The following is a 24785-nucleotide window of genomic DNA, read 5'->3' on the forward strand; positions in this document are numbered from 1 at the left end:
GGTTCGACCGGTCCGAACGTCCTCAGTGGCTGCTCACGCGGTGTTGACAACGGTCCGAACCGGTCACTGGTTCCTCTGCGCCGACATGACCTGCGTCACGTGGGCCGCGCAGTGTAGCAGAGGCCCCACCCAAGCTTGTGAAGGGGCGCACGAGCGACCCCCTAGGAGCGGGTGGATACTCGATGGCATGAGCACCACGGAGCGTCCCAGGATCCTCGTAGTAGGCGGTGGGTACGTAGGCCTGTACGCAGCTCGGCGCATTCTCAAGAAGATGCGCTACGGAGAGGCGACCGTCACGGTCGTCGACCCCCGGTCGTACATGACCTACCAGCCCTTCCTCCCCGAAGCCGCCGCCGGCAGCATTTCGCCTCGGCACGTCGTCGTCCCGCTGCGACGCGTTCTGCCGAAGGCCGAAGTCCTCACCGGCCGGGTCACCACCATCGACCAGGACCGCAAGGTAGCCACGATCGCCCCCCTCGTGGGCGAGGCGTACGAGCTGCCTTTCGACTACCTCGTCATCGCGATGGGCGCGGTCTCCCGCACCTTCCCGATCCCCGGCCTCGCTGAGCAGGGCATCGGTATGAAGGGCATCGAGGAGGCCATCGGCCTGCGCAACCACGTCCTTGAGCAGCTGGACAAGGCCGACTCGACGACCGACGAGGACGTCCGCCGCAAGGCGCTCACGTTCGTCTTCGTCGGCGGTGGCTTCGCGGGTGCGGAGACCATCGGTGAGGTCGAGGACATGGCCCGCGACGCGGCCAAGTACTACACCAACGTCTCCCGCGAGGACATGCGCTTCGTCCTCGTCGACGCCGCGGACAAGATCCTCCCCGAGGTCGGTCCCAAGCTCGGTACGTACGGCAAGGAGCACCTGGAGTCGCGCGGGGTCGAGATCTACCTCTCCACCTCCATGGACTCCTGCGTCGACGGCCACGTGGTGCTGAAGAACGGCCTCGAGGTCGACTCCAACACCATCGTGTGGACGGCCGGCGTCAAGCCGAACCCCGTCCTCTCGCGCTTCGGCCTGCCGCTCGGCCCGCGTGGTCACGTGGACACCCAGACCACCCTCCAGGTGCAGGGCACGGACTACATCTGGGCCGCGGGCGACAACGCCCAGGTGCCGGACATGGCCGCCCGCAAGGCCGGCGTGGAGAACGCCTGGTGCCCGCCGAACGCCCAGCACGCGCTGCGTCAGGCCAAGGTCCTCGGCGACAACGTGATCTCCGGTATGCGGGGCTTCCCGCAGAAGGAGTACGCGCACTCCAACAAGGGTGCGGTGGCGGGCCTCGGCCTCCACAAGGGTGTCGCGATGATCGTCATGGGCAAGATGAAGATCAAGCTCAAGGGCCGTCTCGCCTGGTACATGCACCGTGGTTACCACGGCATGGCCATGCCGACCTGGAACCGGAAGATCCGCGTCTTCGCGGACTGGACGCTCGCGATGTTCCTCAAGCGCGAGGTCGTCTCCCTCGGTGCCATCGAGACTCCTCGCGAGGAGTTCTACGAGGCCGCGAAGCCGGCGCCCGCGCCGGTGGCCGCCGCCCCGAAGGCCGAGGAGAAGGCCAAGGCCTCCTGACCCCCTCCGGTCACTGAACGCCCCGAAGGGGCCGCCCGCCATCCGTGGTGCGGGCGGCCCCTTCGGCGTTCCCCGGAACCGGTGCTGACCAGCACCACCAGGAACATGGCCTGTACACCCATTTTGCTCAGCCGTAACGCGATAGAGGGACTGCGCAACGGGCACTGTGGTGTTTACGTGGTGTTGGAGCATTCGGGAACGCCGTCTCGGAGGTGCACGCCATGCAGGACGCCGCGTCGCGGCTGAAGAGCCTTGTCGAACAGTTGCTGGGGGTTCCGCTCCCGCTGCGCATCCGGGCCTGGGACGGCTCGGAAGCAGGCCCGCCCGGCGGCCCCACCTTCGTCGTACGCAATCGGCGTGCCCTGCGCCGACTGCTGTGGAAGCCGGGCGAGTTGGGGCTCGCGCGGGCGTGGGTGTCGGGAGACCTCCGGGTGGAGGGCGATCTCTACGCCGCCCTCGACCTGGTGTCGGACCTGGTGTGGGAGCGGGGCGAGGATGCCCGGGGCCTCGCGGAGGCGCTGCGCGACCCGGCCGTGCGGGCGGCCGCCCGTGGACTGCTGCTGATGGCCGGACCGCCGCTGCCGCCCGCCCCGCCCCGCGAGGAGGTGCGCAGACGTCGTCATCTGCACACCAAGCGCAGCGACCGGCGCGCCATCAGCCACCACTACGACGTGGGCAACGACTTCTACGAGCTCGTCCTCGGGCCCTCCATGGTGTACTCCTGCGCCTACTGGCCCACGCCGGACGCCACCCTGGAGGACGCCCAGCGCGACAAGCTCGAACTCGTCTGCCAAAAGCTCGCCCTGACGCCCGGTCAGCGGCTGCTCGACGTCGGCTGCGGCTGGGGCTCCATGGCCATCCACGCCGCCCGTGAGCACGGGGTGAGCGTCGTCGGGGTGACACTCTCGCAGGAGCAGGCCGCGTACGCCCGCAAGCGGGTGGCGGACGAGGGGCTCACCGACCGGGTCGAGATCCGTGTGCAGGACTACCGGGATGTCTCCGACGGCCCCTACGACGCGATCTCCTCCATCGGGATGGCCGAACACGTCGGCGCCGAGCGCTACTTGGAGTACGCCGAGGTGCTGGGCCGGCTCCTGGAACCCGGCGGGCGGCTGCTCAACCACCAGATCGGACGGCGGCCGCAGCGCGACGAATCGACGTACGCCGTCGACGAGTTCATCGACGCCTACGTCTTCCCGGACGGCGAACTCGCGCCGCTGGGCACCACCGTGACCCAGCTCGAGACCGCCGGCTTCGAGGTGCGCGACGTCGAGGCCCTGCGCGAGCACTACGGGCTCACCCTGCGTCAGTGGGTCGCCAACCTGGAGGCGCAGTGGCCGCTGGCCGTACGGCTCACCAGCCCCGGCCGCGCCCGCGTCTGGCGCCTGTACATGGCGGCCAGCGCCCTCGCCTTCGAGGGCAACCGCATCGGCGTCAACCAGGTCCTGGCGGTCAAGACGCCCGAGCCGTCCGGGACTTCGGGGATGCCGCTGCGGGCGAGAACCTGGAACTGACGGCGGTACGCGCATCGGGGCCCCGTTCCGCCTGGAACGGGGCCCCGACTCGCGTACGACTACTCGGACTTGATCGCCGCCAGCATGTTCAGCCGGGCCGCCCGCCGCGCCGGCCACAGCGCCGCGAGCACGCCGACCGTCGCCGCGAGGAGCAGGAAGACACCCATCCGGGCCCAGGGCAGGACCAGTTCGTACGTCGACATCCTGCTGCCAAGGAGCTCACCGGCCGCCCAGCCGAAGAACACGCCGAGGCCGATGCCGAGCACGCCGCCGAAGAGCGAGATGACCAGGGACTCCAGACGGACCATCCGCTTGATGCCCTTGCGGTCGAGGCCGATCGCGCGGAGCATCCCGATCTCCTGCGAGCGTTCGAACACCGACATGGCGAGGGTGTTGATGACGCCGAGGACGGCGACGATGACGGCCATCGCCAGCAGGCCGTAGAGCATGTTCAGCATCAGTGTGAACATCTGCGCGATCTGGTCGGAGAAGTCCTTCTTGTCCTGGACCTTGATCGCGGGGTTGTCGCCGAGGGCCTTCTCCAGCTTGTCCTTGACCGCGTCGGAGGTGCCGCCCGATGTCTTCACCATGACCTGCATGTCGGTGACGTCGCTCGTGTGCGGAGCGAGGGTGGCGTTGTCCAGCATGATGCCCTGGATCATGTCGTTGCCCTGGTAGACCCCGGCCACGGTGAGCTGCTGCTTCTTGCCGTCCTCGTAGGAGACCGTGAAGTGCGAACCGGCCTTCCATCCGTGGGACTTGGCCGTGTCGTCGTCCACGACGACCTGCGTGCCGCCGACCTTGAAGGCGCCGTCCTGGACGGGGAGGTCGAGGAGCCCGGTGATGGCCTTGCCGTTGACGCCCGTCAGGTAGTCGGTCGTCCGGTCGATGCGCGAGGGCGCGTTGCGCAGCGGGCTGGTGCCGGTGACGCCGTCGACCTTCGCGAGCTTCTTCTCGACGTCCGGCGAGAGTTCGTTGCCGTTCGCCATCGACACGATGTAGTCGGCCTTGATCGCGGAAGTGGCCATCTTGTCGATCGACTTCTGCAGGCTGCCCGCCATCACCGTCATACCGGTGATCAGGGTGAGGCCGATCATCAGCGCGGAGGCGGTCGCGGCGGTACGGCGCGGGTTGCGCACCGAGTTCTGCCGGGCGAGCTTGCCGGAGACCCCGAACACGCGCAGCAGCGGGGCCGCGGCCGCGATCAGCGGGCGGGACAGCAGCGGGGTGAGGACGAAGACGCCGATGATCAGCAGGACCGCGCCGAGCCCCATCGGGGCCTGCCCGTCCGAGCCGTCCATCGTGGTCGCGTAGAGGACGACGGCGACGCCCACGGCCGCGAAGAGGGCGCCGATCGTGTTCCGTACGACGAGGGACTTCGTGGTCGCCTTGGCGTGCACGCTGCTCATCGCCGCGACCGGCGGGATCTTCGCCGCCCGGCGGCCCGGCAGCCATGCGGCGAGCATCGTGATGATGACGCCGACGAGGAGGGCGGTGGCGACGGTGCCCGGCGAGATCACCAGCGGGCCGTCCGGCACGGTGGCGCCCAGCGAGCCCATCAGGGAGCGCATGCCCGCACCGATGCCGATGCCGGCGACGAGGCCGGTGACCGCGGCGACCGCGCCGACGACGAACGCCTCGAGGAGCACGGACCGGGTGACCTGGCGGCGGGAGGCACCGACGGCGCGCAGCAGCGCGAGTTCCTTGGTGCGCTGGGCGACCAGCATGGTGAAGGTGTTGGCGATGATGAACGTACCGACGAACAGCGCGATGCCCGCGAAGACCAGCAGGCCGGTGCGCATGCCGCTGGTGGCCGTGGAGATCTGCTCGGCCTGGTCGTCGGCGAGCTGCTGACCGGTGGTGGTGGACGCGGTGTCCTTGGGGACGACCTTGTCGAGCGCGCTGCGCAGCGCGCTCTGGCTGGTGCCGGCCGCCGCCTTCACGTCGATCTCGTCGTACTCGCCGACCCGGTCGAACAGCTTCTGCGCGGTCTTCGTGTCGAAGAGGGTGAGGCTGCCGCCGGCCGCGACGTTGCCGTCGTCCGTGGTGAAGATGCCGGTGACGGTCGGGGTGAGGACGGGGCCGTCGACGGACATGCGGACGGTGTCGCCGACCTTGTAGCCGGCGCGCTTCGCGGTCTCCGAGTCGAGGGCCACCTCGTCCGTGCCGTGCGGTGCGCGGCCGCTGGTGAGGGGGTACCGCGGGTCCTTGTTCCCCCAGTAGTTGCCGCCCTGCGACTGGAAGCCGCCGCCGATCAGCTTGCCGTCCTTGTCGGCGACGGCGGTGAAGCCGGTGACGACGCCGATCGCCGACCGGGCGCCGGGGACCTTCGCCGCCTCGTCCAGCAGCGGCTGCGTCAGCTTGCCCGTCTTGCCGACCGTGTCGCCCTTGTCCTCCTGGCTCTCCGGCCGGACGGCGACGTCGACCTGGTCGAAGCCCTTGGCGGAGCTCTTCTGGTAGGCGTCCGAGATCGTGTTGGTGAAGACCAGGGTGCCGGACACGAACGCGACGCCGAGCATCACGGCGAGCACGGTCATCATCAACCTGGCCTTGTGCGCAAGCACGTTGCGCAAGGCGGTACGGAACATGGGTTTTCTCAGTCCAGGGAGGAGAGGCGAGGCGAGGAGAGGAGAGGGCGAGGAGGTGCGGAGGGTGGAAGCGGTCGGCGGGGGTTCGGCCGGTGCGACCGGCTCAGCTGGTGCGGCCCTTGGCGTCGAACTGCTTCATCCGGTCCAGGACCGAGTCGGCGGTGGGCTCGTAGACCTCGTCGACGATGCGGCCGTCGGCGAGGAAGACCACGCGGTCCGCGTACGCGGCGGCCACCGGGTCGTGCGTGACCATGACGACGGTCTGGCCCAGCTCCCGTACGGAGTTGCGCAGGAAGCCCAGTACCTCCGCGCCGGAGCGCGAGTCGAGGTTTCCGGTCGGCTCGTCGCCGAAGATGATGTCGGGCCGGGAGGCGAGCGCGCGGGCGACGGCGACGCGCTGCTGCTGGCCGCCGGAGAGCTGCGAGGGGCGGTGGCTGAGCCGGTCGGCGAGGCCGATCATCTTGATGACCGAGTCCAGCCACGCCTTGTCGGGCTTGCGGCCCGCGATGTCCATCGGGAGCGTGATGTTCTCCAGGGCCGTCAGGGTCGGCAGCAGGTTGAACGCCTGGAAGATGAAGCCGATCTTGTCCCGGCGGAGCTGGGTGAGCTGCTTGTCCTTGAGGGAGCCCAGCTCGGTCTCGCCGATGCGTACGGAACCGGACGAGAACGTGTCCAGGCCCGCCACACAGTGCATCAAGGTCGACTTGCCCGACCCCGAGGGGCCCATGATCGCGGTGAACTCGGCCTGCCGGAAGTCGATCGTGACCCGGTCCAGGGCGACCACCTGCGTCTCGCCCTGTCCGTAGACCTTCGACAGTTCCGTGGCATGCGCGGCGACGGCGGTGGCCCGGTGGGCGAGAGGGGTGGTGGTCACGGGAGGGTGCTCCTGTCGGGACGACGACGTTCTGGGACTTGTCTCATCGTCGTGGCCGATCGGGCCCGTGTAGTCAGCCGCTGATCCGGTTCCGGAGGCAGCCTGCGGTCGGACCGCGGACGCCCGCGTCATACCTGGGGATGAGGGCCGTCCCTGAGGAGTCCGGAGCCTTCAGCCGCCGGGGGCCTTCGTTCGGACGGTGAAATTCCGTCATTCCGTATACGCGCCCGTGACTTACCCGAAAGGCTATTGGCAAGTGCGGATGGCCCGTACCGGTGGCTGATGCACCCTCAGACGTCAATAAAATAAGACAACATCGGTCCGCCCGACCGCTGTTCGAGGGAAGCGCCCCGATAGGCTCGTAACCTCGACGCGGAGCCCATGGCCTGCCCGGATGGTGGAATGCAGACACGGCGAGCTTAAACCTCGCTGCCCCTCGCGGGCGTACCGGTTCAAGTCCGGTTCCGGGCACCTCCGACCCCTATGCGTTCACGACATGCAGGCCGTGCGGCGCCGTCGCACGCTGAGTCCATGAACGCCGACACTCCCTCCGGCCCCCCTGGCGGACCGCTGCAACCCAGCTCCCGCCCCCATGCCGAGCGCGGCCCCTCCGGGCGCATGAGGAGTGTCCTGACCCATACGGCCGTCGCGCTCGTCGCCGTAGTGGTCGGTGGGCTGATCGGCTCGGCGGTCGCGGGCGGCTCCGGAGACGGTTCCGGGGGTGGTGCCGCGCCGTCGGCCGAGGCGACGGTGACCGCCACGGAGACGGTCACCGAGGCAGGTTCGGGGACGACGGCTCCCGGCACGGCCGAAGCGCCTCGGAAGGCTTCCGCGAGCGAGATCCCGGGGGATGGGACCTTCACCGTCGGCACGGACGTCAAGCCCGGAACGTATCGCAGCGACGGTCCGCAGGGCGGAGACGTCTCCTACTGCGACTGGGTGCGGCTGAGCGGCTTCTCCGGCGAGGCGGGCGACATCATCGCGGCCAACGGAGGCAAGGGGCCGACGACCGTCACCATCAAGGCCACCGACAAAGCCTTCACGAGCACCGGCTGCCAGACCTGGCACAAGATCGGCTGAGGAGTTCGCCACTCAACCGTTGACAGAGGGTCCGGGCGGTCGGAGACTCACGTTCAGGAGTTGGTGAACTAAATTTCACTGCACGAACAAGCGAATGAACACAGGAACGCGAAGGGGCGTGCCGATGCGTACCACCGTCGGGATCATCGGGGCCGGGCCGGCCGGGTTGTTGTTGGCGCGGTTGTTGTGGAACGCCGGGATCGAGTCCGTTGTGCTGGAGAGCCGGGACCGGGCGTATGTGGAGCAGCGGCAGCGGGCCGGGATTCTGGAGCAGGGGACCGTCGATGTGCTGCGGGCCGCGGGGGCGGCGGAGCGGATGGACCGGGAGGGGCTGCGGCACGACGGCATCGAGCTGCGGTTCGACCGGGCCCGGCACCGCGTCGACTTCCCCGCGCTCACCGGCGGCAGCTCCGTGATGGTGTACGCGCAGACCGAGGTGTGCAAGGACCTCATCGCGCTCCAGCTGAAGGAGGGCGGGCCGCTGCTCTTCGGGGCCGAGGCGCTGGCGGTGGAGGGCGCGGAGAGCGGCCGTCCGCGGGTGCGCTTCCGGCACGAGGGGCGCGAGGAGGTGCTGGAGTGCGACTACGTCGTCGGGTGCGACGGGTTCTGGGGGGTCGCACGGCAGGCGGTGCCCTCCGCGGTGTCCCAGGTGTTCGAGCGCACGTACCCCTTCGGCTGGCTCGGCATCCTCGCCGACGTCGCCCCCTCGCACGACGAGCTCGTCTACGCCCGCCACGAGCGCGGCTTCGCGCTGCTCAGCATGCGCTCGCCCGCCGTCTCCCGGCTCTACCTCCAGGTGCCCGAGGGCACCGACGCCGAGGACTGGGCGGACGAGGAGATCTGGGACGAGCTGGCGCGGCGCTTCGAGACCGACGACGACTGGCGGCTGGAGCGCGGGCCCATCACGCAGAAGTCCGTCACGCCCATGCGCAGCTACGTCCACGAGCCCATGCGCCACGGCCGCCTCTTCCTCGCCGGCGACGCCGCGCACATCGTGCCGCCGACCGGCGCCAAGGGGCTCAACCTCGCGGTCGGCGACGTCGTCACCTTCGCGCGGGCCCTGACGTACGAGCAGGAGACCGGCTCCGCGGAGCGCCTCGACGCGTACTCCGAGACCTGCCTGCGCCGCGTCTGGCAGGCCGAGCGGTTCTCCTACGACATGACGACGATGCTGCACCGCGCCCCCGACGCCACCCCCTTCGAGGACCGCGTCCAGCTCGCCCGGCTGCGCCGGATCGCCGGCTCCCGGGCGGCCGAGACCGACCTCGCGGACGGCTACACGGGCTTCCCTCTGGACTGACGGCCGGGAAAGGCGCCTAAGGGCGGGCTAAGTGGGCTGTTACGGCTTCGTACCAGTGCTCGCCCGGCCTGGGACACACGCGTACGGTGGCACCACAAGGGAAAGATCCTCCCCAAGCAGTAGGGTCAATCCTTTGCCTACCTATTACTCTTGAGCCCAAGGCCGCGCAAGGCGGCCATGGAGGAGTGAAATGAGGAGCAGCAACCCGGTCTTCTCGCGACGGGGCTTCAGCCGCGACAACGGCTACGCGGGGTTCAACGCGGCGCCGCAGGCCGGGGGACCCGCTACGGGCACGCAGGGCAACCCGTACGCGCAGCAGGGCGGCAACCCCTACGCGCAGAACCCGTACGCCCAGCAGGACCTTCAGTACGGCACTCCGCCGCAGGCCCCGGTCACCACCGGCCGCATGACGATGGACGACGTCGTCATGCGCTCGTCGATGACGCTCGGCACGGTCGTCGTCGGCGCCATCCTGGCGTGGGCGCTGCTGCCGGTGTCCACCACCAGCTACGGCCTGGCCATCGGCTCCGCCCTCGTCGCCTTCGTGCTGGCGATGGTGCAGTCGTTCAAGCGCACGGCCTCGCCCGCGCTGATCCTCGGATACGCCGCCTTCGAGGGCGTCTTCCTCGGGGTCATCAGCGAGATGTACAACAGCCGCTGGTCCGGCGCGCCCTTCCAGGCCGTGCTCGGCACCATGGCGGTCACCGGCGCGACCCTGCTCGTCTACAAGGCGGGCTGGATCCGGGTCACCGCACGCTACGCACGCATCGGCATGGCCATCGCCATCGCCTTCGTGCTGACCATGGCGGTCAACCTGCTGCTCGTCGTCTTCGGGGTCGCCCCCGACGGCGGACTGCGCAGCATGGGCCCGCTCGGTGCGGTCGTCGGCATCATCGCGATCCTCATCGGCGCGTTCTTCCTCACCCTCGACTTCAAGCAGATCGAGGACGGCATCGCCTACGGCGCCCCGCGCGAGGAGGCCTGGCTGGCCGCGTTCGGCCTGACCATGACCATCGTGTGGATCTACGTCGAGATGCTGCGCCTGGTCGCCATCTTCAGCGGTGACGACTAGAAGTACGCAGCTGGAAGTACGCAGTAGCAAGCCCGCCGCCGAGCGGTGAGTGACGGAAGGGCCCGCGAACCAGAGACTGGTTCGCGGGCCCTTTGTCGTCGGGATGCCTTGTCGTCACGGTGGTGCGCGCTCAGAGCAGTTTGCGCGCGGCCCTCCTCAGGTCGTACTCGTGGATGATTGCCTTGGCGTGGCCGTACGCCAGGTCGTGTTCGGCGCGGAGCCAGCTGACCTTCTCCTCGAAGCGGAAGAGGGCGGGGCCGTCGTCTACCGTGCGCAGCCAGTCGGATACTTCACGACCGGTGCAGTGGGGGATGCGGGCGAGCAGATTGCGATGGGTCTCCTCGGAGAAGACTTGGGACATCGGCGCCTCCGGACGCGTGCGATGCGGTCGCTCTTCACGTCACCGTGCCTGAGCGTTGGCCCGTTGGCAACAGTCCCGGAGGGACGCGTAGGGTCGCGTCGTGCTTGATACGACGCCGTTGACCCGTGCCGTGGACCACTTCGCCGACCGGTTGAGGGCCGCGCCGCAGAGCCGCCTCCAGCGGAGCGCGGCGGCCGAGGCACTGGGCCTGGCCAGGGAGTTGGCACTGCGTGCCCAGCGTCTTGAGAACCCTACGAGGGAGCCTCGGGAGATGCCCGACGCGGGGATGTTCGCCGCGGCCGACCAAATCACCGTCGCCGTTCATGATTTGGCCCTCGTACTGACGAACGAGGGGGAGCTGGAGGAAGCGGTACGGCTCGTGGAGGAGGCACAGCAGCGCGCCGGAGTCTGATCGATTGGTCAACCGATCGACTTCCGGCGCGATGAGGGTTCCGGTGGGCTGCAGGAACCTGCGGCTCCTACAGCGACGCTATGACCCGGTCCGCCAGGATGTACACGTTCTCCTCGCCGCACGCGAACGTCAGCGCGTACGCGCCGGAGACACCTGAGCCGCCGAGCAGGACCGGGGTCTCGCCCGAGCGCAGCGCCGCGGCCAGCCGCTCCGCGGTCTCGCGGTGGCCCGGGGTCATGCACAGCGTCGTACCGTCCGCGAAGACGTAGACGTCGAGCGTGCCCAGCGGGCCGGGACGGACGTCGGCCAGCGCCGTACGGGACTCGGCGAGTTCCTCCAGGCAGGACACCGTGCGCTCATGGTCGTTCACGACAGGTGACTGGACCGGTACGAAGTCCGGGTGCGAGGGGTGGCGGCGGCGGGCCGCGGCCAGTTCGGCGGAGTCGGCCGCGAACTCCTCGGCGTCCAGGCCCGGCTCGGTCACCGGCTCCAGGTGCTCCAGGCCCACGAAGTCCGACGGGCGCGGCAGGAACAGTTCACTGTCGGGCAGGCCGAGCAGGGTGGGGACGTCAGAGGCGTCACGCGCCTCCTGGGCGGCCCAGAAGGCCCGCGCCTCGGCGAGCTCCCGCTCCCGCTCCTCCGCGAGCGCCTCGGCCACGGCAGCGCGTATCTCGTCCGTGTCGGCGGCGGCTCGGGCGGCGGGCACGAGACCGCGGGCGGCCTCGGCGCGGCTCTGGGTGATGTCGTCGTGCAGGGCCGCGACCTGCTTGCGCAGCACCAACAGGGTGCGCAGAACGGCGACGCCCACGGCCGCGGTGGCGGCTGTGGTGAGCAGCAGAGCTACAGGCATGGCGCTCACTGACGTACTCCCGGTTCAAGGTCGACCCCCGACTTCCTACATCAGCTTGAAGGGCGGACTAACCATCTGTCAGTGCGTAACGTCACGAATGGGGCAGGACTTTGGGCCCGGGGTTTAGTTGTGGAATGGCTCTGACCTGCGCAAATCCCTCCTCGGAGGGAGATAGGTCACATCCTGGGGGAGATTGGATCACAAATCGGCCCGGACTCCGTGGGGTTACAGGGGTCCGGGCCGATTCGGTCACACTGCGATCAACTGCGGTGACGTAGGGGTGCTGTTCGGGCCCGGGTCAGCTGAGGCGCTCGATGACCATCGCCATGCCCTGGCCGCCGCCGACGCACATCGTCTCCAGACCGAACTGCTTGTCGTGGAACTGGAGGCTGTTGATGAGCGTGCCGGTGATGCGGGCGCCCGTCATGCCGAAGGGGTGGCCGACGGCGATGGCGCCGCCGTTCACGTTCAGCTTGTCCAGCGGGATGTTCAGGTCGCGGTACGACGGGATCACCTGGGCGGCGAAGGCCTCGTTGATCTCGAACAGGTCGATGTCGTCGACGGTGAGGCCGGCGCGCTTGAGCGCCTGCTTGCTCGCCTCCACCGGGCCGAGGCCCATGATCTCGGGAGACAGGCCCGTGACGCCCGTGGACACGATGCGGGCGAGCGGGGTGAGGCCGAGCTCGCGGGCCTTCGTGTCCGACATGATCACGAGGGCGGCGGCGCCGTCGTTGAGCGGGCAGCAGTTGCCGGCCGTGACCAGACCGTCGGGACGGAAGACCGGCTTGAGGCCGCCGACCGCCTCCATGGTGACGCCGGCGCGGGGGCCGTCGTCCTTGGCGACGACCGTGCCGTCGGGGGTCGTCACCGGGGTGATCTCGCGCTCCCAGAAGCCGTTCTTGATGGCTTCCTCGGCGAGGTTCTGCGAGCGGACACCGAACTCGTCCATGTCCTGGCGGGTGACGCCCTTCACGCGGGCCAGGTTCTCGGCGGTCTGGCCCATCGCGATGTACGCGTCCGGGAGCAGGCCGTCCTCGCGCGGGTCGTGCCAGCTCGAACCCTCGCTGGCGGCGACCGCGGCGGTGCGGGCCTGCGCCTCGGCGAAGAGGGGGTTCATGGTGTCGGGCAGGCCGTCGCTGGAGCCCTTGACGCTCCGCGACACCATCTCGACGCCGGCCGAGATGAAGACGTCGCCCTCGCCCGCCTTGATGGCGTGCAGGGCCATGCGGGAGGTCTGGAGCGAGGAGGAACAGTAGCGGGTGATGGTGCAGCCCGGGAGGTGGTCCATCCCCATCTGTACGGCGACGATCCGGCCGAGGTTGTGGCCCTGCTCCCCGCCGGGCAGGCCGCAGCCGAGCATCAGGTCGTCGATGTCCTTCGGGTCCAGCTCGGGGACCTTGGCGAGGGCGGCCTGGATGATCGTGGCGGTCAGGTCGTCCGGGCGCAGGTCCTTGAGGGAGCCCTTGAAAGCGCGGCCGATGGGGGAGCGGGCGGTCGAGACGATCACGGCTTCGGGCATCACGGCTCCATTGGCGTACGGGGTTCCCTTGCGGGACTTGCGGACTGAGGACTTGCAGGCAGGGCTGGTTGGGAAGTTACCCGTACGTATGGCTTGGGTCACGGGTGTCGGGGTGTGACCCTGGCCGCAATTGTCTAAGCGCTTGCTTTTCTCTGGCGGGGGCGCCGTTCGCAGGGGGGTGCGTGGGGGGTCGGGGCCGTGCCGGTGGGCGACTGCGGGTGCGTACTCGCTTTGCTGCGGGCAATCGTGCCGCTGGGGCGGCACGGGTGGGCGCAGGCGGCGCCTCGATAGCGCCGAGTTGCGTGACCCACCCCCGCTCAGCACCCATGCCGGGTAACTGTGCAAACGAGGGGTGACCGGGGTTTGCCCACCCACCCCGGGGGTCGGAGTCGGACGGTTACGGGGAGCCGGCCGGGGCCGGGTCTGTGGCGGGGAGGCGGCGTCGGCGGCGGCGTTTGAGGAGGGCCCAGGGGCCGCGGGGGCCCGTGGGCATGGCGGCCGTGACCTCCGTGCCGGGCTCCGAGGCCGCCTCGGCGGCAGCCCGGGCCACAGGAAGGAACCCCTCGCGGCGCGAGACGTCGGGCCGCTCCTCCTCCGCCGGCCAGAGGCCGAGGGCCGCGCAGACGGTGGGGAGGACAGCCATGGCCGCCGTCGCGTACCCCTCCGCCGAGGGGTGGTAGTTGTCCGGGCCGAACATCTCGCGCGGGTTCGCCTCGAACTCCGGCCCCAGCAGGTCGCCCATCGACACGGTCCGCCCGCCCTGCTCGACCGTCCCGATCGTCTGCGCCGCCGCCAGCTGCCGCGACGCCCGCCGGGCCAGCCACCGCAGCGGCTGCTGGACCTGCTCCACCGTCCCCAGGTCGGGACAGGTGCCGACCACCACCTCCGCGCCGGCGGTCCGCAGCCGCCGTACCGCCGAGGACAGATGCCGCACCGAGCGGGTCGCCGGCATCCGGTGGGTCACATCGTTCGCGCCGATCATGATCACGCAGACGTCCGGCACCCGGGACGGGTCCGCGAGGATGAGCACCACCTGTCGGTCGAGGTCGTCCGACTGGGCCCCGGGCAGCGCCACATTGCGCAGCTCCACCGGGCGCTCGGCCACCGCCGCGAGTCCCGAGGCGATCAGCGCCCCCGGAGTCTGCCGGGACCGGTGCACCCCCTGGCCCGCCGCCGTGGAGTCACCCAGCATCGCCAGGCGCAGCGGAGGTTCGGAGGAATCGGCGTACGCGTACCCGTACAGGCCGTCGGCGCTCGGAGCGTGCGGGCTGTGCCCGTTGCCCACGTGCCGCTTCGCCAGCTGCACCTCGGCCAGCACCAGGCCGATCGTGGCCGCGCCCACCAGCCCGATCCCACCGCCGCCGTACGCGGCGCCCGCCGCGATGCGGCGGGCCACCCTCGCCCTCGACAAGCTCGTCATCCGTCGCCGCCACCTCCTCTTAGCCGTACACCCACTGCTTGCCCCGTAGAGCAGGTCGGCCAATCTCAACGGCACGTGAACGCCCACGTCGGGCCCCAGGCCCTGTCGTCGCAATCCCGCCCTTCGGGCGAACGGCGGGATTGCGACGACAGGGCCTAGGCTGGCAAGACCATCCCTCAGATACACAGCTCCGGAGACAACGGTGCAATTCCACGACTCGATGATCAGCCTCGTCGGCAACACCCCGCTGCTGAGGCTCAACAACGTGACCGCAGGCATCCAGGCGACCGTCCTGGCGAAGGTTGAGTACTTCAACCCCGGCGGGTCCGTGAAGGACCGCATCGCCCTGCGCATGATCGAGGCCGCGGAGGAGAGCGGCGCCCTCAAGCCCGGGGGCACGATTGTGGAGCCGACCAGCGGGAACACCGGTGTCGGGCTCGCGATCGTCGCGCAGCAGAAGGGGTACAAGTGCATCTTCGTGTGCCCCGACAAGGTCAGCACCGACAAGATCAATGTGTTGCGGGCGTACGGGGCCGAGGTTGTCGTCTGCCCGACCGCTGTCGATCCCGAGCACCCTGACTCTTACTACAACGTCTCGGACCGGCTCGTGCGCGAGACGCCCGGTGCCTGGAAGCCCGACCAGTACTCCAACCCCAACAACCCCCTCTCGCACTATCACTCCACCGGCCCTGAGCTGTGGGAACAGACGGACGGGCGGATCACCCACTTCGTGGCGGGTGTGGGGACCGGCGGCACCATCTCCGGGACCGGGCGCTACCTGAAGGACGCCAGCGACGGCAAGGTCCAGGTCATCGGCGCCGACCCCGAGGGGTCGGTGTACTCCGGCGGGTCCGGGCGGCCGTACCTCGTCGAGGGCGTCGGCGAGGACTTCTGGCCCACCGCCTATGACCGGACCGTCGCCGACGAGATCGTCGCCGTGTCCGACAAGGACTCCTTCCAGATGACCCGCCGGCTGGCGAAGGAGGAAGGGCTGCTGGTGGGCGGTTCGTGCGGCATGGCGGTCGTCGCCGCGCTGCGCGTCGCCGAGCGGCTCGGGCCCGACGATGTCGTGGTCGTGCTGCTGCCGGACAGCGGGCGCGGGTACCTCAGCAAGATCTTCAACGACGAGTGGATGGCCGACTACGGCTTCCTGGAGGACTCCGGGCCGAGCGCCCGAGTCGGTGACGTCCTCAACGACAAGGAGCACGGCCACATCCCCTCCCTCGTGCACATGCACCCGGAGGAGACCGTCGGCGAGGCCATCGAGGTGCTGCGCGAGTACGGCGTCTCGCAGATGCCCATCGTCAAGCCCGGCGCCGGCCACCCCGACGTGATGGCCGCCGAGGTCATCGGCTCGGTCGTCGAGCGCGAGCTGCTCGGCGCGCTGTTCACCAAGCAGGCCTCCCTGGAGGACCCGCTGGAGAAGCACATGTCCGCGCCGCTGCCGCAGGTCGGCTCCGGTGAGCCGGTCGGCGACCTGATGTCCGTGCTCGGCAGCGCCGACGCGGCGATCGTCCTCGTCGAGGGCAAGCCCACCGGTGTCGTCAGCCGCCAGGACCTGCTCGCCTTCCTCGCCAAGGGCGGCACCAAGCAGTAAGAACTCCCGTTCGGTTCCCCGTCGTGCACGGATCTTCCGGTTCCTTCGGCGGGGAACTTCGCAGAAGTGGTACGAGCGCGTCACGTCCGCGCAGCACCCGCTTAACACGGGTCCGGCACATTAGTGGGTGTCGGCAGGGCGGGAGCGGCTCCCCGCCCCGGCCGACACCGAAAACGGCGTCAAGGACCTCCGGAGCGGCTCCCGGACCTCCATGGACGCCCAGGACGCGAAGCTCGGCCCTGACCCGGCTCGCGTCCCTCGCGGGGACCGCCGTCGTCCCGCCCTCCCGGCAACGGGGGGTGCGGCGGTCCCCGCGCACCCTTTTGCGCCTAAACCGGCGCCGCTCTCGCGGACCAGATTGCTCGCCGTCGGGGTTCCTCAACTGATGGTTGCGGCCTTCGTCGCTTTCCAACTTCCGAGCAGCGCCAAGCGCTCCGCCGTCTCCGAACCCGGTTCCGGGGTGTAGGCCACGATCGTCTGGTCCGGGTCCGAGGGGACCGCCAGCGTTTCGTACGGGAGGGTCAGCAGGCCCGCCACCGGGTGCCGGACGCGCTTGACGCCGTACGCGCACGCCGCGACCTGGTGGTCCGCCCACAGTCGGCGGAAGTCCTCGTTCTTGAGGGAGAGTTCGCCGACCAGGGCGCACAGCTCGCGGTCGTCGGGGTGCAGGCCCGCGTCGATGCGCAGGTTGGCGATCGTCTGGGCGGCCACCGCGTGCCACTCGGGGTAGAAGTCGCGGGCCGCCGGGTCGAGGAAGACCTGGCGCGGGATGTTGCGGACGGCGGGATCCATGCGGCTGAAGCCGCTCACGGCGTCGCCGAGCGCGTTCCACGCCAGGATGTCCATACGGCGGCCCAGGATGAACGCCGGGACGCGCTCCATGCTGTCCAGCAGCAGCTGGACGCCGGGGCGTACGCGGGGTGCGGCCGGGCGGCGGCGCTGCTGCTCCTTGCGCGGGCGGGCCACCGTACGCAGGTAGGCGTGTTCCGTCTCGTCCATCCGCAGCACGCGCGCGATCGCGTCCAGGACCGCGTCCGAGACGCTCGGACCGCGCCCCTGTTCGAGGCGGATGTAGTAGTCGACGCTCACTCCCGCGAGCTGTGCCACCTCCTCGCGGCGCAGGCCCGGTACGCGGCGGCGGCCGTGCGAGGGCAGACCGACTTCGTCGGGTGTGATGCGTGCGCGGCGTGAGCGCAGGAAGTCTCCGAGGTCCCCGTCCATGGGTTCGATCCTAGGCGGGACGCGCGCCGCGAACCTGGTACTGCCAGACCCAGGAAAAGCGCATCCCTGGGTAGGACGGGCCGAAGCACCGAGTGTGGTTCTCGTCGCCGGGCGGACCGGCGGCCACCATCACCTCGGGAGTTTCCATGTCGTACGAGAACCTGGCCGGACGTACCGCCGTCGTCACCGGAGCCGCCAGCGGCATCGGCGAGGCCATCGCCGTGCAGCTCGCCGGGCAGGGAGCGCGGGTCGCGCTGCTGGCCCGGCGCGGGGAGCGGCTGGCGGAGCTGGCCGCGAAGATCGAGGCCGACGGCGGGCAGGCGCTCGCCGTGGTCGTGGACGTCACGGACGACGCGTCGGTCGAGGCGGCAGCGGCCCGCATCCACGAGGCGTACGGGCCGGTCGACCTGGTCGTCAACTCGGCGGGCGTGATGCTGCCGAACCCCGTCGACGACGGGCGGATCGACGAGTGGCAGCGGATGCTCGACACCAACGTGACCGGCGTGCTGCGCGTCATCCGCGCCTTCACCGGCGACCTGGTCGCCGTCGCCGCCGAGGGCCGCACCGCGGACCTGGTGAACATCTCGTCCATCGGCGCCCACATCACGTTCCCCAACTACGCGGTGTACGGGGCGACCAAGGCCGCCGTCACCTATCTCTCGCAGTCCCTGCGCACCGAGCTCGGCCCGCGTTCCGTGCGGGTCACCAATGTCGAACCGGGGCTCACCGAGACCGAGTTGGGCAGCCACATCGACAACCCGGAGCTGCTCGGCCAGCTGGGCGGTATGTTCGAGGCGCTGGAGGGCCTGTCGTCCGAGGACGTCGCCGACGCGGTGGCGTACGCGACGAGCCGGCCGCGCCGGGTCAACCTGCGCCAGATCATGGTGCTGCCGACCCAGCAGGCGTGATCGCCGGCGGTCGGTCCGCCCGGTACTGCGGGCGGTCAGTCCTCCCAGTCGCTGTTCTGGGAGGACTTGCGGTGGCGGCTGAACAGGCTGGGATTGAGCCGGACGGCCTGGACGAGGTTGACGCCGACGATGCCGCCCCAGGCGACGAGGAGGCCGGGCAGGCCCGAGATCCCGGCGCCGATCCCGGACAGCGGGATCGCCAGCACCAGCGAGACGATCCCGAAGCCGAACCGCTCCCCGAAGGAGTCGGACGACTGGGGCGAGCGCGCGCCGCGGGCCACCACCATCTGCTGCTCGGCGAGATGGCGCCGGACCTGGCGCTCGACGGCTCCGTCGACGCGCTGCTCGACCTTCTCCAGGAACGAGTCGACCAACGCGGACTCGTACTCGTCGCCCAGCTCCCGGCGTGCGTGCAGGGTGGCGTCGAGTTCCTTCTTCAGTTCGGCGTCGTTGCGGGCTTCCATAGCGGTCATGGAGTCAACGGTAGAGAGCGGGAGCTCCGGTTGGCACTGGGGGTAGCCCCCCTGTCGGAACTGCGCCGCGCCCCCGCGGCCACGTCATTCCTTACTTCGTCAGCCCGTGCTGTTTGGCGTAGGCGTTCGCGACGTCCTCCGGGTCCTTCTTGTCCTTGTCGACCTGGCGGTTGAGCTCGGTGAGCTGGGCGGTGGTGAGGACGTTGCCGAGCCGCGCGAGGGCCTTGCGGACCGTGGAGTCGGCCTTGCGGTCGGCGATGAGGGGGACGATGTGCTGGCTGGGGATGAGGTTCTTGGGGTCGCCCAGGATCACCCAGTCATAGGCCTCGATGTCGGTGTCGGTGGTGAAGAGGTTCGCCACGTCCACGTCGCCCTTCTTCAGGGCGCCCTTGACCAGCGGCCCGTCGGAGTCGAGGGACTTGAACTCCTTGAACTCGACGCCGTACACGTCCTTCAGTCCTACGGCACCGACCTGGCGCTTCTTCACCTCGGCGGCGGCGCCGATGACCAGCTTGCCGTTCTGCTTGGCCAGGTCGGCGAGGGTGGTCAGGCCGTACTTCCTCGCGGTCTCGCGGGTGACGACGAAGGCGTCGGAGTCCTCCGCGATGCCGTACGGCAGGACCTCCAGGCCGGCCGGCAGGGCGAGGGTGAGGGCGTTCTGCATCGCGCCCTCCTCCGCGGCCGTGGCCTTCGGGTCGAGGTAGTTGAGCAGGGCGCCCTGGTACTCCGGCAGGAGGTCGATGTCGCCGCTCTTGAGGGCGGGGATCACGATCTCGCGGGTGCCGAGGTTGGGGCGGACCTTCGTCTTGACGCCGGCCGCTTCCAGGACGGCGGCGTAGAGGTAGCCGAGCACCTGGTTCTCGGTGAAGTTGGCGGTGCCTATGGTGACGCCGCTCTTGCTGGAGCCGCCGCCGGATCCGGCGTTGCCGCCGCCGTCGAGCGAGGTGACACCGCTGCTGCAGGCGGCGAGGGCGGGGACGGAGGCTGCGGCGAAGAGGCCGCCGAGGAGAGTACGACGATTCATTTCGGTTTTCCCTAGGCGGTGCGGTGGCGGAAGAGGAAGCGCTGCAGGCCGGACAGGGCGAGGTCGAGGACGACGGCGATAACGGCGACGAGCACCGCACCGCCGAGCACCTGCACGAGGTCGCGCTGGGCGAGGCCGTCGAAGACATAGCGGCCGAGCCCCCCGAAGGAGACGTACGCGGCGATCGTCGCCGTGGCCACCACCTGGATCAGCGCCAGGCGCACGCCCGTCATGATCAGCGGGAGCGCGAGCGGCAGTTCCACCTGGAAGAGGATCTGGTGCCAGCGCATCCCCTGGCCGCGCGCCGCGTCCTTCACGTCCGGGTCGACGGCGGTCATGCCCGCGTATGTGTTGGTGACGATCGACGGGACGGCGAGGGCGACCAGCGCGATGTACACCGGCCACATCGACAGGCCGCTGGCCAGGAAGACGAGCACGACCAGGCCGACGGTGGGCAGGGCCCGTCCGAAGGACGAGAGGTTGATGGCGATGAAGGCGCCCTTGCCGGTGTGCCCGATCAGCAGGCCGACGGGCAGCGCGATCGCGGCGGCGACCAGGGTGGCGAGCAGCGAGTACTGGAGGTGCTCGCCGAGGCGGTGCGCGATGCCGTCGGTGCCGGACCACTGGGCGGAGCTGGTCAGCCACTTGCCGAGGTTCTTGAAGAGTTCGTACATCAGGCTCGCCGCCTCGTCCACGGGGTGAGTACGTACTGGACGGCGACCAGGAGCGCGTCCGCGACCAGTGCGAGGAGCAGGGTCAGGACGACGCCGACGATCACCGGCGTCGGGAAGTTGCGCTGGAAGCCGTCGGTGAAGAGCTGGCCGAGTCCGCCGTCGCCGATGTAGGTGGCGACGGAGACCAGTGAGATCGACATGACCGTCGCGATCCGGACCCCCGCCATGATCACCGGGAGGGCGAGCGGGAGTTCGACGGTGAGGAGTGTGCGCAACGGGCGGGTGCCCATCGCCTTCGCCGCCTCCTTCGTCTTCGCGGGGACCGAGTCGAGGCCCTCGACCGTGTTCCGCAGGAGGACGACCAGGGTGTAGATCGTCAGGCCGATCACGGTCGTGGTGCGGGTGAGGCCGCTGATGGGGAGCAGCAGCACGAAGATCGCGATCGAGGGGATCGTGAACAGCACGTTCGACAGCCCGAGCAGGAGGCCGCGCAGGGGGCGGACCCGGTGGGCGATCACGGCCAGCGGCAGGGAGATCAGCAGCCCGAAGAAGACCGCGGAGAGGGCGGCTTCGAGGTGCGAGACGGTGAGCGTGGTGAGGGTGTCGGTGTGGTCGCCGATCCACGACCAGTCGATGGTCATGCGACGACACTCGCTTCGGTGTGGGCCCGGCCCGCGTGCACATGGATGTCGTCGCGGGACGAGACGCCGGTGAGGACGCCGTCCGCGTCGACGCGGGCTATGAGGCCGCCGGGCGAGGCGATCGACTCGTTGAGCGCGGCCAGCAGGGAGTCGGTGTCCTTGAGCGGCCGTACGGGGAGTTCGGCGTCCTTGGCCGCCCAGTGGAGGGGCTTGCGGGCCTCGTCGAGGACGAGCGTCCAGGTGTCGCCCTCGGGGGCGGGGCCCTGGGGGACGTCCGCGAGGCTGGTGAGCGAGAGGAGCTTCAGGCCGCGCTCGGCGCCGAGGAAGTCCGCCACGAAGTCGTCCGCCGGGCGGGCCAGCAGTTCCGCGGGCGGGGCGCACTGCACGAGGTGGCCGCCGGTGCGGAAGATGGCGATCCGGTCGCCGAGCCGGACCGCCTCGTCGACGTCGTGCGTGACGAAGACGATGGTCTTGTTCAACTCCTTCTGCAGGCGCAGGAGTTCGTCCTGGAGCTGGGTGCGGACCACCGGGTCCACGGCACCGAAGGGCTCGTCCATCAGGAGCACGGGCGGGTCGGCGGCGAGCGCGCGGGCGACGCCGACGCGCTGCTGCTGGCCTCCGGAGAGCTGGTGCGGGTACCGCTTGCCGGCGTCGGCGGCGAGGCCGACGGTCTCCAGGAGCTCGGCGGCCCTCGCCCGCGCCTTCTTGCGGCCCCAGCCGAGGAGCAGGGGCACGGTCGCGATGTTGTCGAGCACCGTGCGGTGCGGGAAGAGGCCCGACTGCTGGATGACGTAACCGATGGAGCGGCGCAGTTCGGCGGCGTCCTGCCGCGTCACGTCCTTGCCGCCGACCCGGATGGTGCCGGAGGTCGGATCGACCATCCGGTTGATCATCCGCAGGGTGGTCGTCTTACCGCATCCGGAAGATCCCACGAGGACGGTCACGCCGCCTTCCGGCATCTCCAGGGAGAGATCGTGGACTGCTGTCGTGCCGTTGGGGAAGCGCTTGTGGACCGCGTCGAACTGGATCATGAGGTGTCCCTTGCCCGGCCTGCATATCGTCATGCAGAGTTCTCGGTGTCTGAATAGATTGTCAATGGGCCGGTGTTAATCGCTGGTTACTTATGACCGCCAGGCAAGATCCAATGTCCTGTTCGAGGGGAGAGTGGGCGGTATGTCGTCTCAGATCGTGGACGGATCGTGGGAGCGTTGAGGGCCGGAACGACGGGCCTCGTCATCCTCGACGGATGCGGCATCGACGTCGACGACGTCGTCCGGCTCGCCGACGGGACCGCGCGGCCGGTCGCCGGCACCGAGGCGATGAAGCGCGTCGAGGAGTCCTGGGACGCCGCCCGGCAGATCGCCGCGACGGGCCGCGTCTACGGCCGCTCCACCGGCGTCGGCGCCAACCGGAACGAGGACGTGCCCACCGAGGCCGCCGCCGGCCACGGCCTGCGCCTGCTGCGCAGCCACGCGGGCGCCATCGGTGAGGAACTCCCCGCCCGGCAGGTCCGCGCGATGCTCGCGGTCCGCGCCAACCAGCTCCTCGCCGGCGGCGCGGGCCTGCGCCCCACCGTCGTCACGGCCCTCTGCGAAGCCCTGGAGAACGAGGCCCACCCGGTCGTCAACGAATTCGGCTCGGTGGGTACGGGGGACATCGCGGCGCTGGCCCAGATGGGGCTGGCGCTGGCGGGGGAGCACCCCTGGCGGGGGCCCGACGGCGCCGCCGGGAACGCCCCCGAGCCCCAGCCGCTCGACAACAACGACGCGCTCGCGCTCATCAGCAGCAACGCCCTCACCCTCGGACAGTCCGCGCTGGCGCTGCACGAACTGCGCGGGCTGATCGGGGCGACCCAGGTCGTCGCCGCGCTGTCGCTGCTCGCCGTCGACGGCTCGCACGAGGCGTACGCGGCGCCCGTGCACCTGGCCCGGCCCCACCGCGGGTCCGCCGAAGTGGCCCGCGTCATGCGGGAGTTGATCGGCGCCGCCGACCGGCCCACACCGCCGCTCGGGCGGATCCAGGACCCGTACGGCTTCCGCTGCGTCCCGCAGATCCACGGGCCCGCGCACGACGCCGCCGACGCGCTCGACCAGGTCCTCGCCGTCGAGATCAACGCGGCCGCCGAGAACCCCCTGATCTCCCCCGAGGACATGGCCGCCTACCACCACGGTGGCTTCTACCAGGCCCAACTCGCCCTCGCCCTGGACCACTTCAGGCTCGCCGTCACCCAGGTCGCACGCCTGTCGACGTCGCGGCTCTCCACCCTCAACGAGCCCGCCTACACCCGACTGCGCCCCTTCCTCGCCGACCACGAGCCCGCCTCGTCCGGCGTGATGATCCTCGAGTACGCCGCCGGAGCCGCCCTCGGCGATCTGCGGGCCTTCTCCGCCCCCGCCTCGCTCGGGCACGCTGTACTCTCCCGGGGCGTCGAGGAGCAGGCCAGCTTCGCCTCGCTCGCCGCACGTCAGACGCTGCGGGCGTGCGGCGCGTACCGTCTCGTCGTCGGCTGCGAGCTCGTCGCCGCCGTCCGTGCGCTGCGCCAGCGCGACCTGCGGCCCGACCCGGACCTCCCGGTCGGCCGGGCGCTGGAGCTCGCCGAGTCGGTGCTGGAGGCGGACCAGACCGACCGGCCGCTCACGGACGACGTGACCGCGGCGGCCGCACTGCTCGACCGGTTCACGGAGATCTGGAGGGGGAGCACGTCATGAGCGTGGACAGGAGTACGGCGGACGGAAGCAGGGGTGTGGCGGACAGTCCCGCCGCGCGGCTGCAAACCCTCTTCGAGGGGCACCGGCTCACGCCGACCCAGCGGCGCATCGCGCACAGCATGGTGCGCCGCGCCGCCGACGTGCCGTTTCTGTCGAGCGTCGAGCTCGCCGAACTCGCCGGTGTCAGCCAGCCCTCCGTCACCCGCTTCGCGGTCGCGCTCGGCTTCGACGGCTACCCGGCCCTGCGCCGCCACCTGCGCGAGGTCGCGCCCGCGGAACCCGCCGCGGACACCACCTCGTACAACGAGTACCAGCAGGCCGTCGAGGCCGAGATCGAGAACCTCAAGCACCTGGCGGAGGTGCTGGCCGACCCGCGGCCCGTACGGAGGGCCGGGCGACTCCTCGCCGCCTCGCGTCCGCTGCCGGTCCTCGGCCTGCGCGCCGCCGCCTCCCAGGCGTACGGCTTCGCGTACTTCGCCGCCAAGGTCCACCCCGACGTACGGCTGCTGCACGAGGGCGGCACCATGCTGCACGACCGCATCGACGCCGCCGTCCGCGCCGGGGCCACCGCCCTGCTCTGCTTCGCGCTGCCGCGCCACCCGCGCGAGGTCGTGGACACGCTCGCGTACGCCAAGGCGGCCGGGCTGTCCGTGGTGGCTGTCGCGGACTCGGCGTTCGCACCGGTGGCCAAGCACGCCGACCTGCTGCTGCCCGCCGCCGTCGGCACGGGCCTCGCCTTCGACACGGCGTGCGCCCCGATGCTGCTCGGCAGGGTGCTGCTGGAGGCGATGTGCGACGACCTGCCGGACGCGCAGGCACGGCTGGAGGAGTTCGACGCGCGGGCGGCGACACGGGGCTTGTTCGTGGAGTAGGCCTTCGCCTGGAACCTCTCTTGGGGCCGGGCCCGGGGTTCTCAGATTCGTCTCACCTTCCCTCGCTAGCCTGCGCGCCCGAGACGCTGTGGCTGAGCTGA

General features: G+C 70.2%; 22 protein-coding genes and 1 tRNA gene. 11 read left to right on the forward strand and 12 right to left on the reverse strand.

The window, feature by feature from the left end; genetic code table 11:
* Positions 1 to 187 precede the first annotated feature (187 nt).
* Together AB5J56_RS26710 and AB5J56_RS26715 are read left to right on the forward strand one after the other, a co-directional pair.
* A complete protein-coding gene (locus tag AB5J56_RS26710) occupies positions 188 to 1576 on the forward strand; it encodes an NAD(P)/FAD-dependent oxidoreductase (RefSeq protein ID WP_369235748.1) in 1389 nt (462 codons plus the stop codon).
* 221 nt (positions 1577 to 1797) lie between these two features.
* Positions 1798 to 3090 (forward strand): class I SAM-dependent methyltransferase, encoded by a 1293-nt coding sequence (locus AB5J56_RS26715; RefSeq protein ID WP_369235750.1) that lies wholly within the window; start codon positions 1798 to 1800, stop codon positions 3088 to 3090.
* A 59-nt stretch (positions 3091 to 3149) separates the two neighbouring features.
* Here AB5J56_RS26715 and AB5J56_RS26720 read toward each other — a convergent pair whose 3' ends face one another.
* Both AB5J56_RS26720 and AB5J56_RS26725 read right to left on the reverse strand, forming a co-directional pair.
* Positions 3150 to 5678, reverse strand: a complete 2529-nt coding sequence (locus tag AB5J56_RS26720) for an ABC transporter permease (protein WP_369235752.1) — start codon at positions 5676 to 5678, stop codon at positions 3150 to 3152.
* Positions 5679 to 5781: 103 nt separating this feature from the next.
* Positions 5782 to 6552 carry an ABC transporter ATP-binding protein gene (locus tag AB5J56_RS26725; protein ID WP_369235754.1) on the reverse strand — a complete coding sequence of 257 codons (771 nt, stop codon included), beginning with the start codon at positions 6550 to 6552 and terminating at the stop codon, positions 5782 to 5784.
* A 388-nt stretch (positions 6553 to 6940) separates the two neighbouring features.
* On the opposite strand from AB5J56_RS26725, the gene AB5J56_RS26730 reads away from it, so the two are divergent.
* The 4 genes from AB5J56_RS26730 to AB5J56_RS26745 all read left to right on the forward strand — a co-directional run bounded on the left by AB5J56_RS26730 (position 6941) and on the right by AB5J56_RS26745 (position 10004).
* A tRNA-Leu gene (locus AB5J56_RS26730) sits at positions 6941 to 7023 on the forward strand.
* Between the two features lie 60 nt (positions 7024 to 7083).
* The gene (locus AB5J56_RS26735; protein ID WP_369235756.1) at positions 7084 to 7632 is read left to right on the forward strand and encodes a hypothetical protein; all 549 of its coding nucleotides are present in this window, start codon (positions 7084 to 7086) and stop codon (positions 7630 to 7632) included.
* A 124-nt stretch (positions 7633 to 7756) separates the two neighbouring features.
* On the forward strand, positions 7757 to 8932 hold the full coding sequence (locus AB5J56_RS26740; protein ID WP_369235758.1) for a 4-hydroxybenzoate 3-monooxygenase: 1176 nt from the start codon (positions 7757 to 7759) through the stop codon (positions 8930 to 8932).
* 190 nt (positions 8933 to 9122) lie between these two features.
* Positions 9123 to 10004, forward strand: coding sequence for a Bax inhibitor-1/YccA family protein (locus AB5J56_RS26745; RefSeq protein ID WP_369235760.1), 882 nt, complete (start codon positions 9123 to 9125; stop codon positions 10002 to 10004).
* 130 nt (positions 10005 to 10134) lie between these two features.
* Here AB5J56_RS26745 and AB5J56_RS26750 read toward each other — a convergent pair whose 3' ends face one another.
* Complete coding sequence (locus AB5J56_RS26750; RefSeq protein WP_369235762.1) at positions 10135 to 10365, reverse strand: DUF4287 domain-containing protein; 231 nt, start codon at positions 10363 to 10365, stop codon at positions 10135 to 10137.
* 100 nt (positions 10366 to 10465) lie between these two features.
* Here AB5J56_RS26750 and AB5J56_RS26755 point away from each other — a divergent pair, with 100 nt between their 5' ends.
* Positions 10466 to 10777: a hypothetical protein gene (locus AB5J56_RS26755; protein ID WP_369235764.1), complete on the forward strand. Its 312-nt coding sequence runs from the start codon at positions 10466 to 10468 to the stop codon at positions 10775 to 10777.
* 67 nt (positions 10778 to 10844) lie between these two features.
* Here AB5J56_RS26755 and AB5J56_RS26760 read toward each other — a convergent pair whose 3' ends face one another.
* The 3 genes from AB5J56_RS26760 to AB5J56_RS26770 form a co-directional block, all read right to left on the reverse strand.
* Entirely contained in the window at positions 10845 to 11627 is a 783-nt protein-coding gene (locus tag AB5J56_RS26760) for a hypothetical protein (protein ID WP_369235766.1), read from the reverse strand.
* A gap of 298 nt (positions 11628 to 11925) precedes the next feature.
* The gene (locus AB5J56_RS26765) at positions 11926 to 13146 is read right to left on the reverse strand and encodes an acetyl-CoA C-acetyltransferase (RefSeq protein ID WP_369235768.1); all 1221 of its coding nucleotides are present in this window, start codon (positions 13144 to 13146) and stop codon (positions 11926 to 11928) included.
* A gap of 397 nt (positions 13147 to 13543) precedes the next feature.
* On the reverse strand, positions 13544 to 14566 hold the full coding sequence (locus tag AB5J56_RS26770; protein WP_369235770.1) for an SGNH/GDSL hydrolase family protein: 1023 nt from the start codon (positions 14564 to 14566) through the stop codon (positions 13544 to 13546).
* A gap of 202 nt (positions 14567 to 14768) precedes the next feature.
* Between AB5J56_RS26770 and AB5J56_RS26775 the strand changes: the two genes are divergently transcribed.
* Positions 14769 to 16163 carry a cystathionine beta-synthase gene (locus tag AB5J56_RS26775; RefSeq protein WP_369235772.1) on the forward strand — a complete coding sequence of 465 codons (1395 nt, stop codon included), beginning with the start codon at positions 14769 to 14771 and terminating at the stop codon, positions 16161 to 16163.
* Between the two features lie 378 nt (positions 16164 to 16541).
* Here AB5J56_RS26775 and AB5J56_RS26780 read toward each other — a convergent pair whose 3' ends face one another.
* Entirely contained in the window at positions 16542 to 17384 is an 843-nt protein-coding gene (locus AB5J56_RS26780; protein ID WP_369235774.1) for a helix-turn-helix transcriptional regulator, read from the reverse strand.
* Between the two features lie 146 nt (positions 17385 to 17530).
* Between AB5J56_RS26780 and AB5J56_RS26785 the strand changes: the two genes are divergently transcribed.
* Positions 17531 to 18292 carry an SDR family oxidoreductase gene (locus AB5J56_RS26785; RefSeq protein ID WP_369235776.1) on the forward strand — a complete coding sequence of 254 codons (762 nt, stop codon included), beginning with the start codon at positions 17531 to 17533 and terminating at the stop codon, positions 18290 to 18292.
* 35 nt (positions 18293 to 18327) lie between these two features.
* Here AB5J56_RS26785 and AB5J56_RS26790 read toward each other — a convergent pair whose 3' ends face one another.
* From AB5J56_RS26790 to AB5J56_RS26810, 5 genes are all read right to left on the reverse strand, one after another.
* Entirely contained in the window at positions 18328 to 18756 is a 429-nt protein-coding gene (locus tag AB5J56_RS26790) for a hypothetical protein (protein ID WP_369242807.1), read from the reverse strand.
* Positions 18757 to 18856: 100 nt separating this feature from the next.
* Positions 18857 to 19789: an ABC transporter substrate-binding protein gene (locus AB5J56_RS26795; protein WP_369235778.1), complete on the reverse strand. Its 933-nt coding sequence runs from the start codon at positions 19787 to 19789 to the stop codon at positions 18857 to 18859.
* Between the two features lie 11 nt (positions 19790 to 19800).
* Complete coding sequence (locus AB5J56_RS26800) at positions 19801 to 20463, reverse strand: ABC transporter permease (RefSeq protein WP_369242809.1); 663 nt, start codon at positions 20461 to 20463, stop codon at positions 19801 to 19803.
* Positions 20463 to 21104 carry an ABC transporter permease gene (locus tag AB5J56_RS26805; RefSeq protein WP_369235780.1) on the reverse strand — a complete coding sequence of 214 codons (642 nt, stop codon included), beginning with the start codon at positions 21102 to 21104 and terminating at the stop codon, positions 20463 to 20465. The genes AB5J56_RS26800 and AB5J56_RS26805 overlap by 1 nt, the downstream gene beginning before the upstream one ends.
* Entirely contained in the window at positions 21101 to 22135 is a 1035-nt protein-coding gene (locus AB5J56_RS26810) for an ABC transporter ATP-binding protein (protein WP_369235782.1), read from the reverse strand. The genes AB5J56_RS26805 and AB5J56_RS26810 overlap by 4 nt, the downstream gene beginning before the upstream one ends.
* A gap of 168 nt (positions 22136 to 22303) precedes the next feature.
* Here AB5J56_RS26810 and AB5J56_RS26815 point away from each other — a divergent pair, with 168 nt between their 5' ends.
* Together AB5J56_RS26815 and AB5J56_RS26820 are read left to right on the forward strand one after the other, a co-directional pair.
* Complete coding sequence (locus AB5J56_RS26815; RefSeq protein WP_369235784.1) at positions 22304 to 23812, forward strand: aromatic amino acid ammonia-lyase; 1509 nt, start codon at positions 22304 to 22306, stop codon at positions 23810 to 23812.
* On the forward strand, positions 23809 to 24684 hold the full coding sequence (locus AB5J56_RS26820) for a MurR/RpiR family transcriptional regulator (protein ID WP_369235786.1): 876 nt from the start codon (positions 23809 to 23811) through the stop codon (positions 24682 to 24684). The genes AB5J56_RS26815 and AB5J56_RS26820 overlap by 4 nt, the downstream gene beginning before the upstream one ends.
* Positions 24685 to 24785 lie beyond the last annotated feature (101 nt).

The sequence above is a fragment of the Streptomyces sp. R21 genome, from assembly GCF_041051975.1.
Taxonomy (GTDB): domain Bacteria; phylum Actinomycetota; class Actinomycetes; order Streptomycetales; family Streptomycetaceae; genus Streptomyces.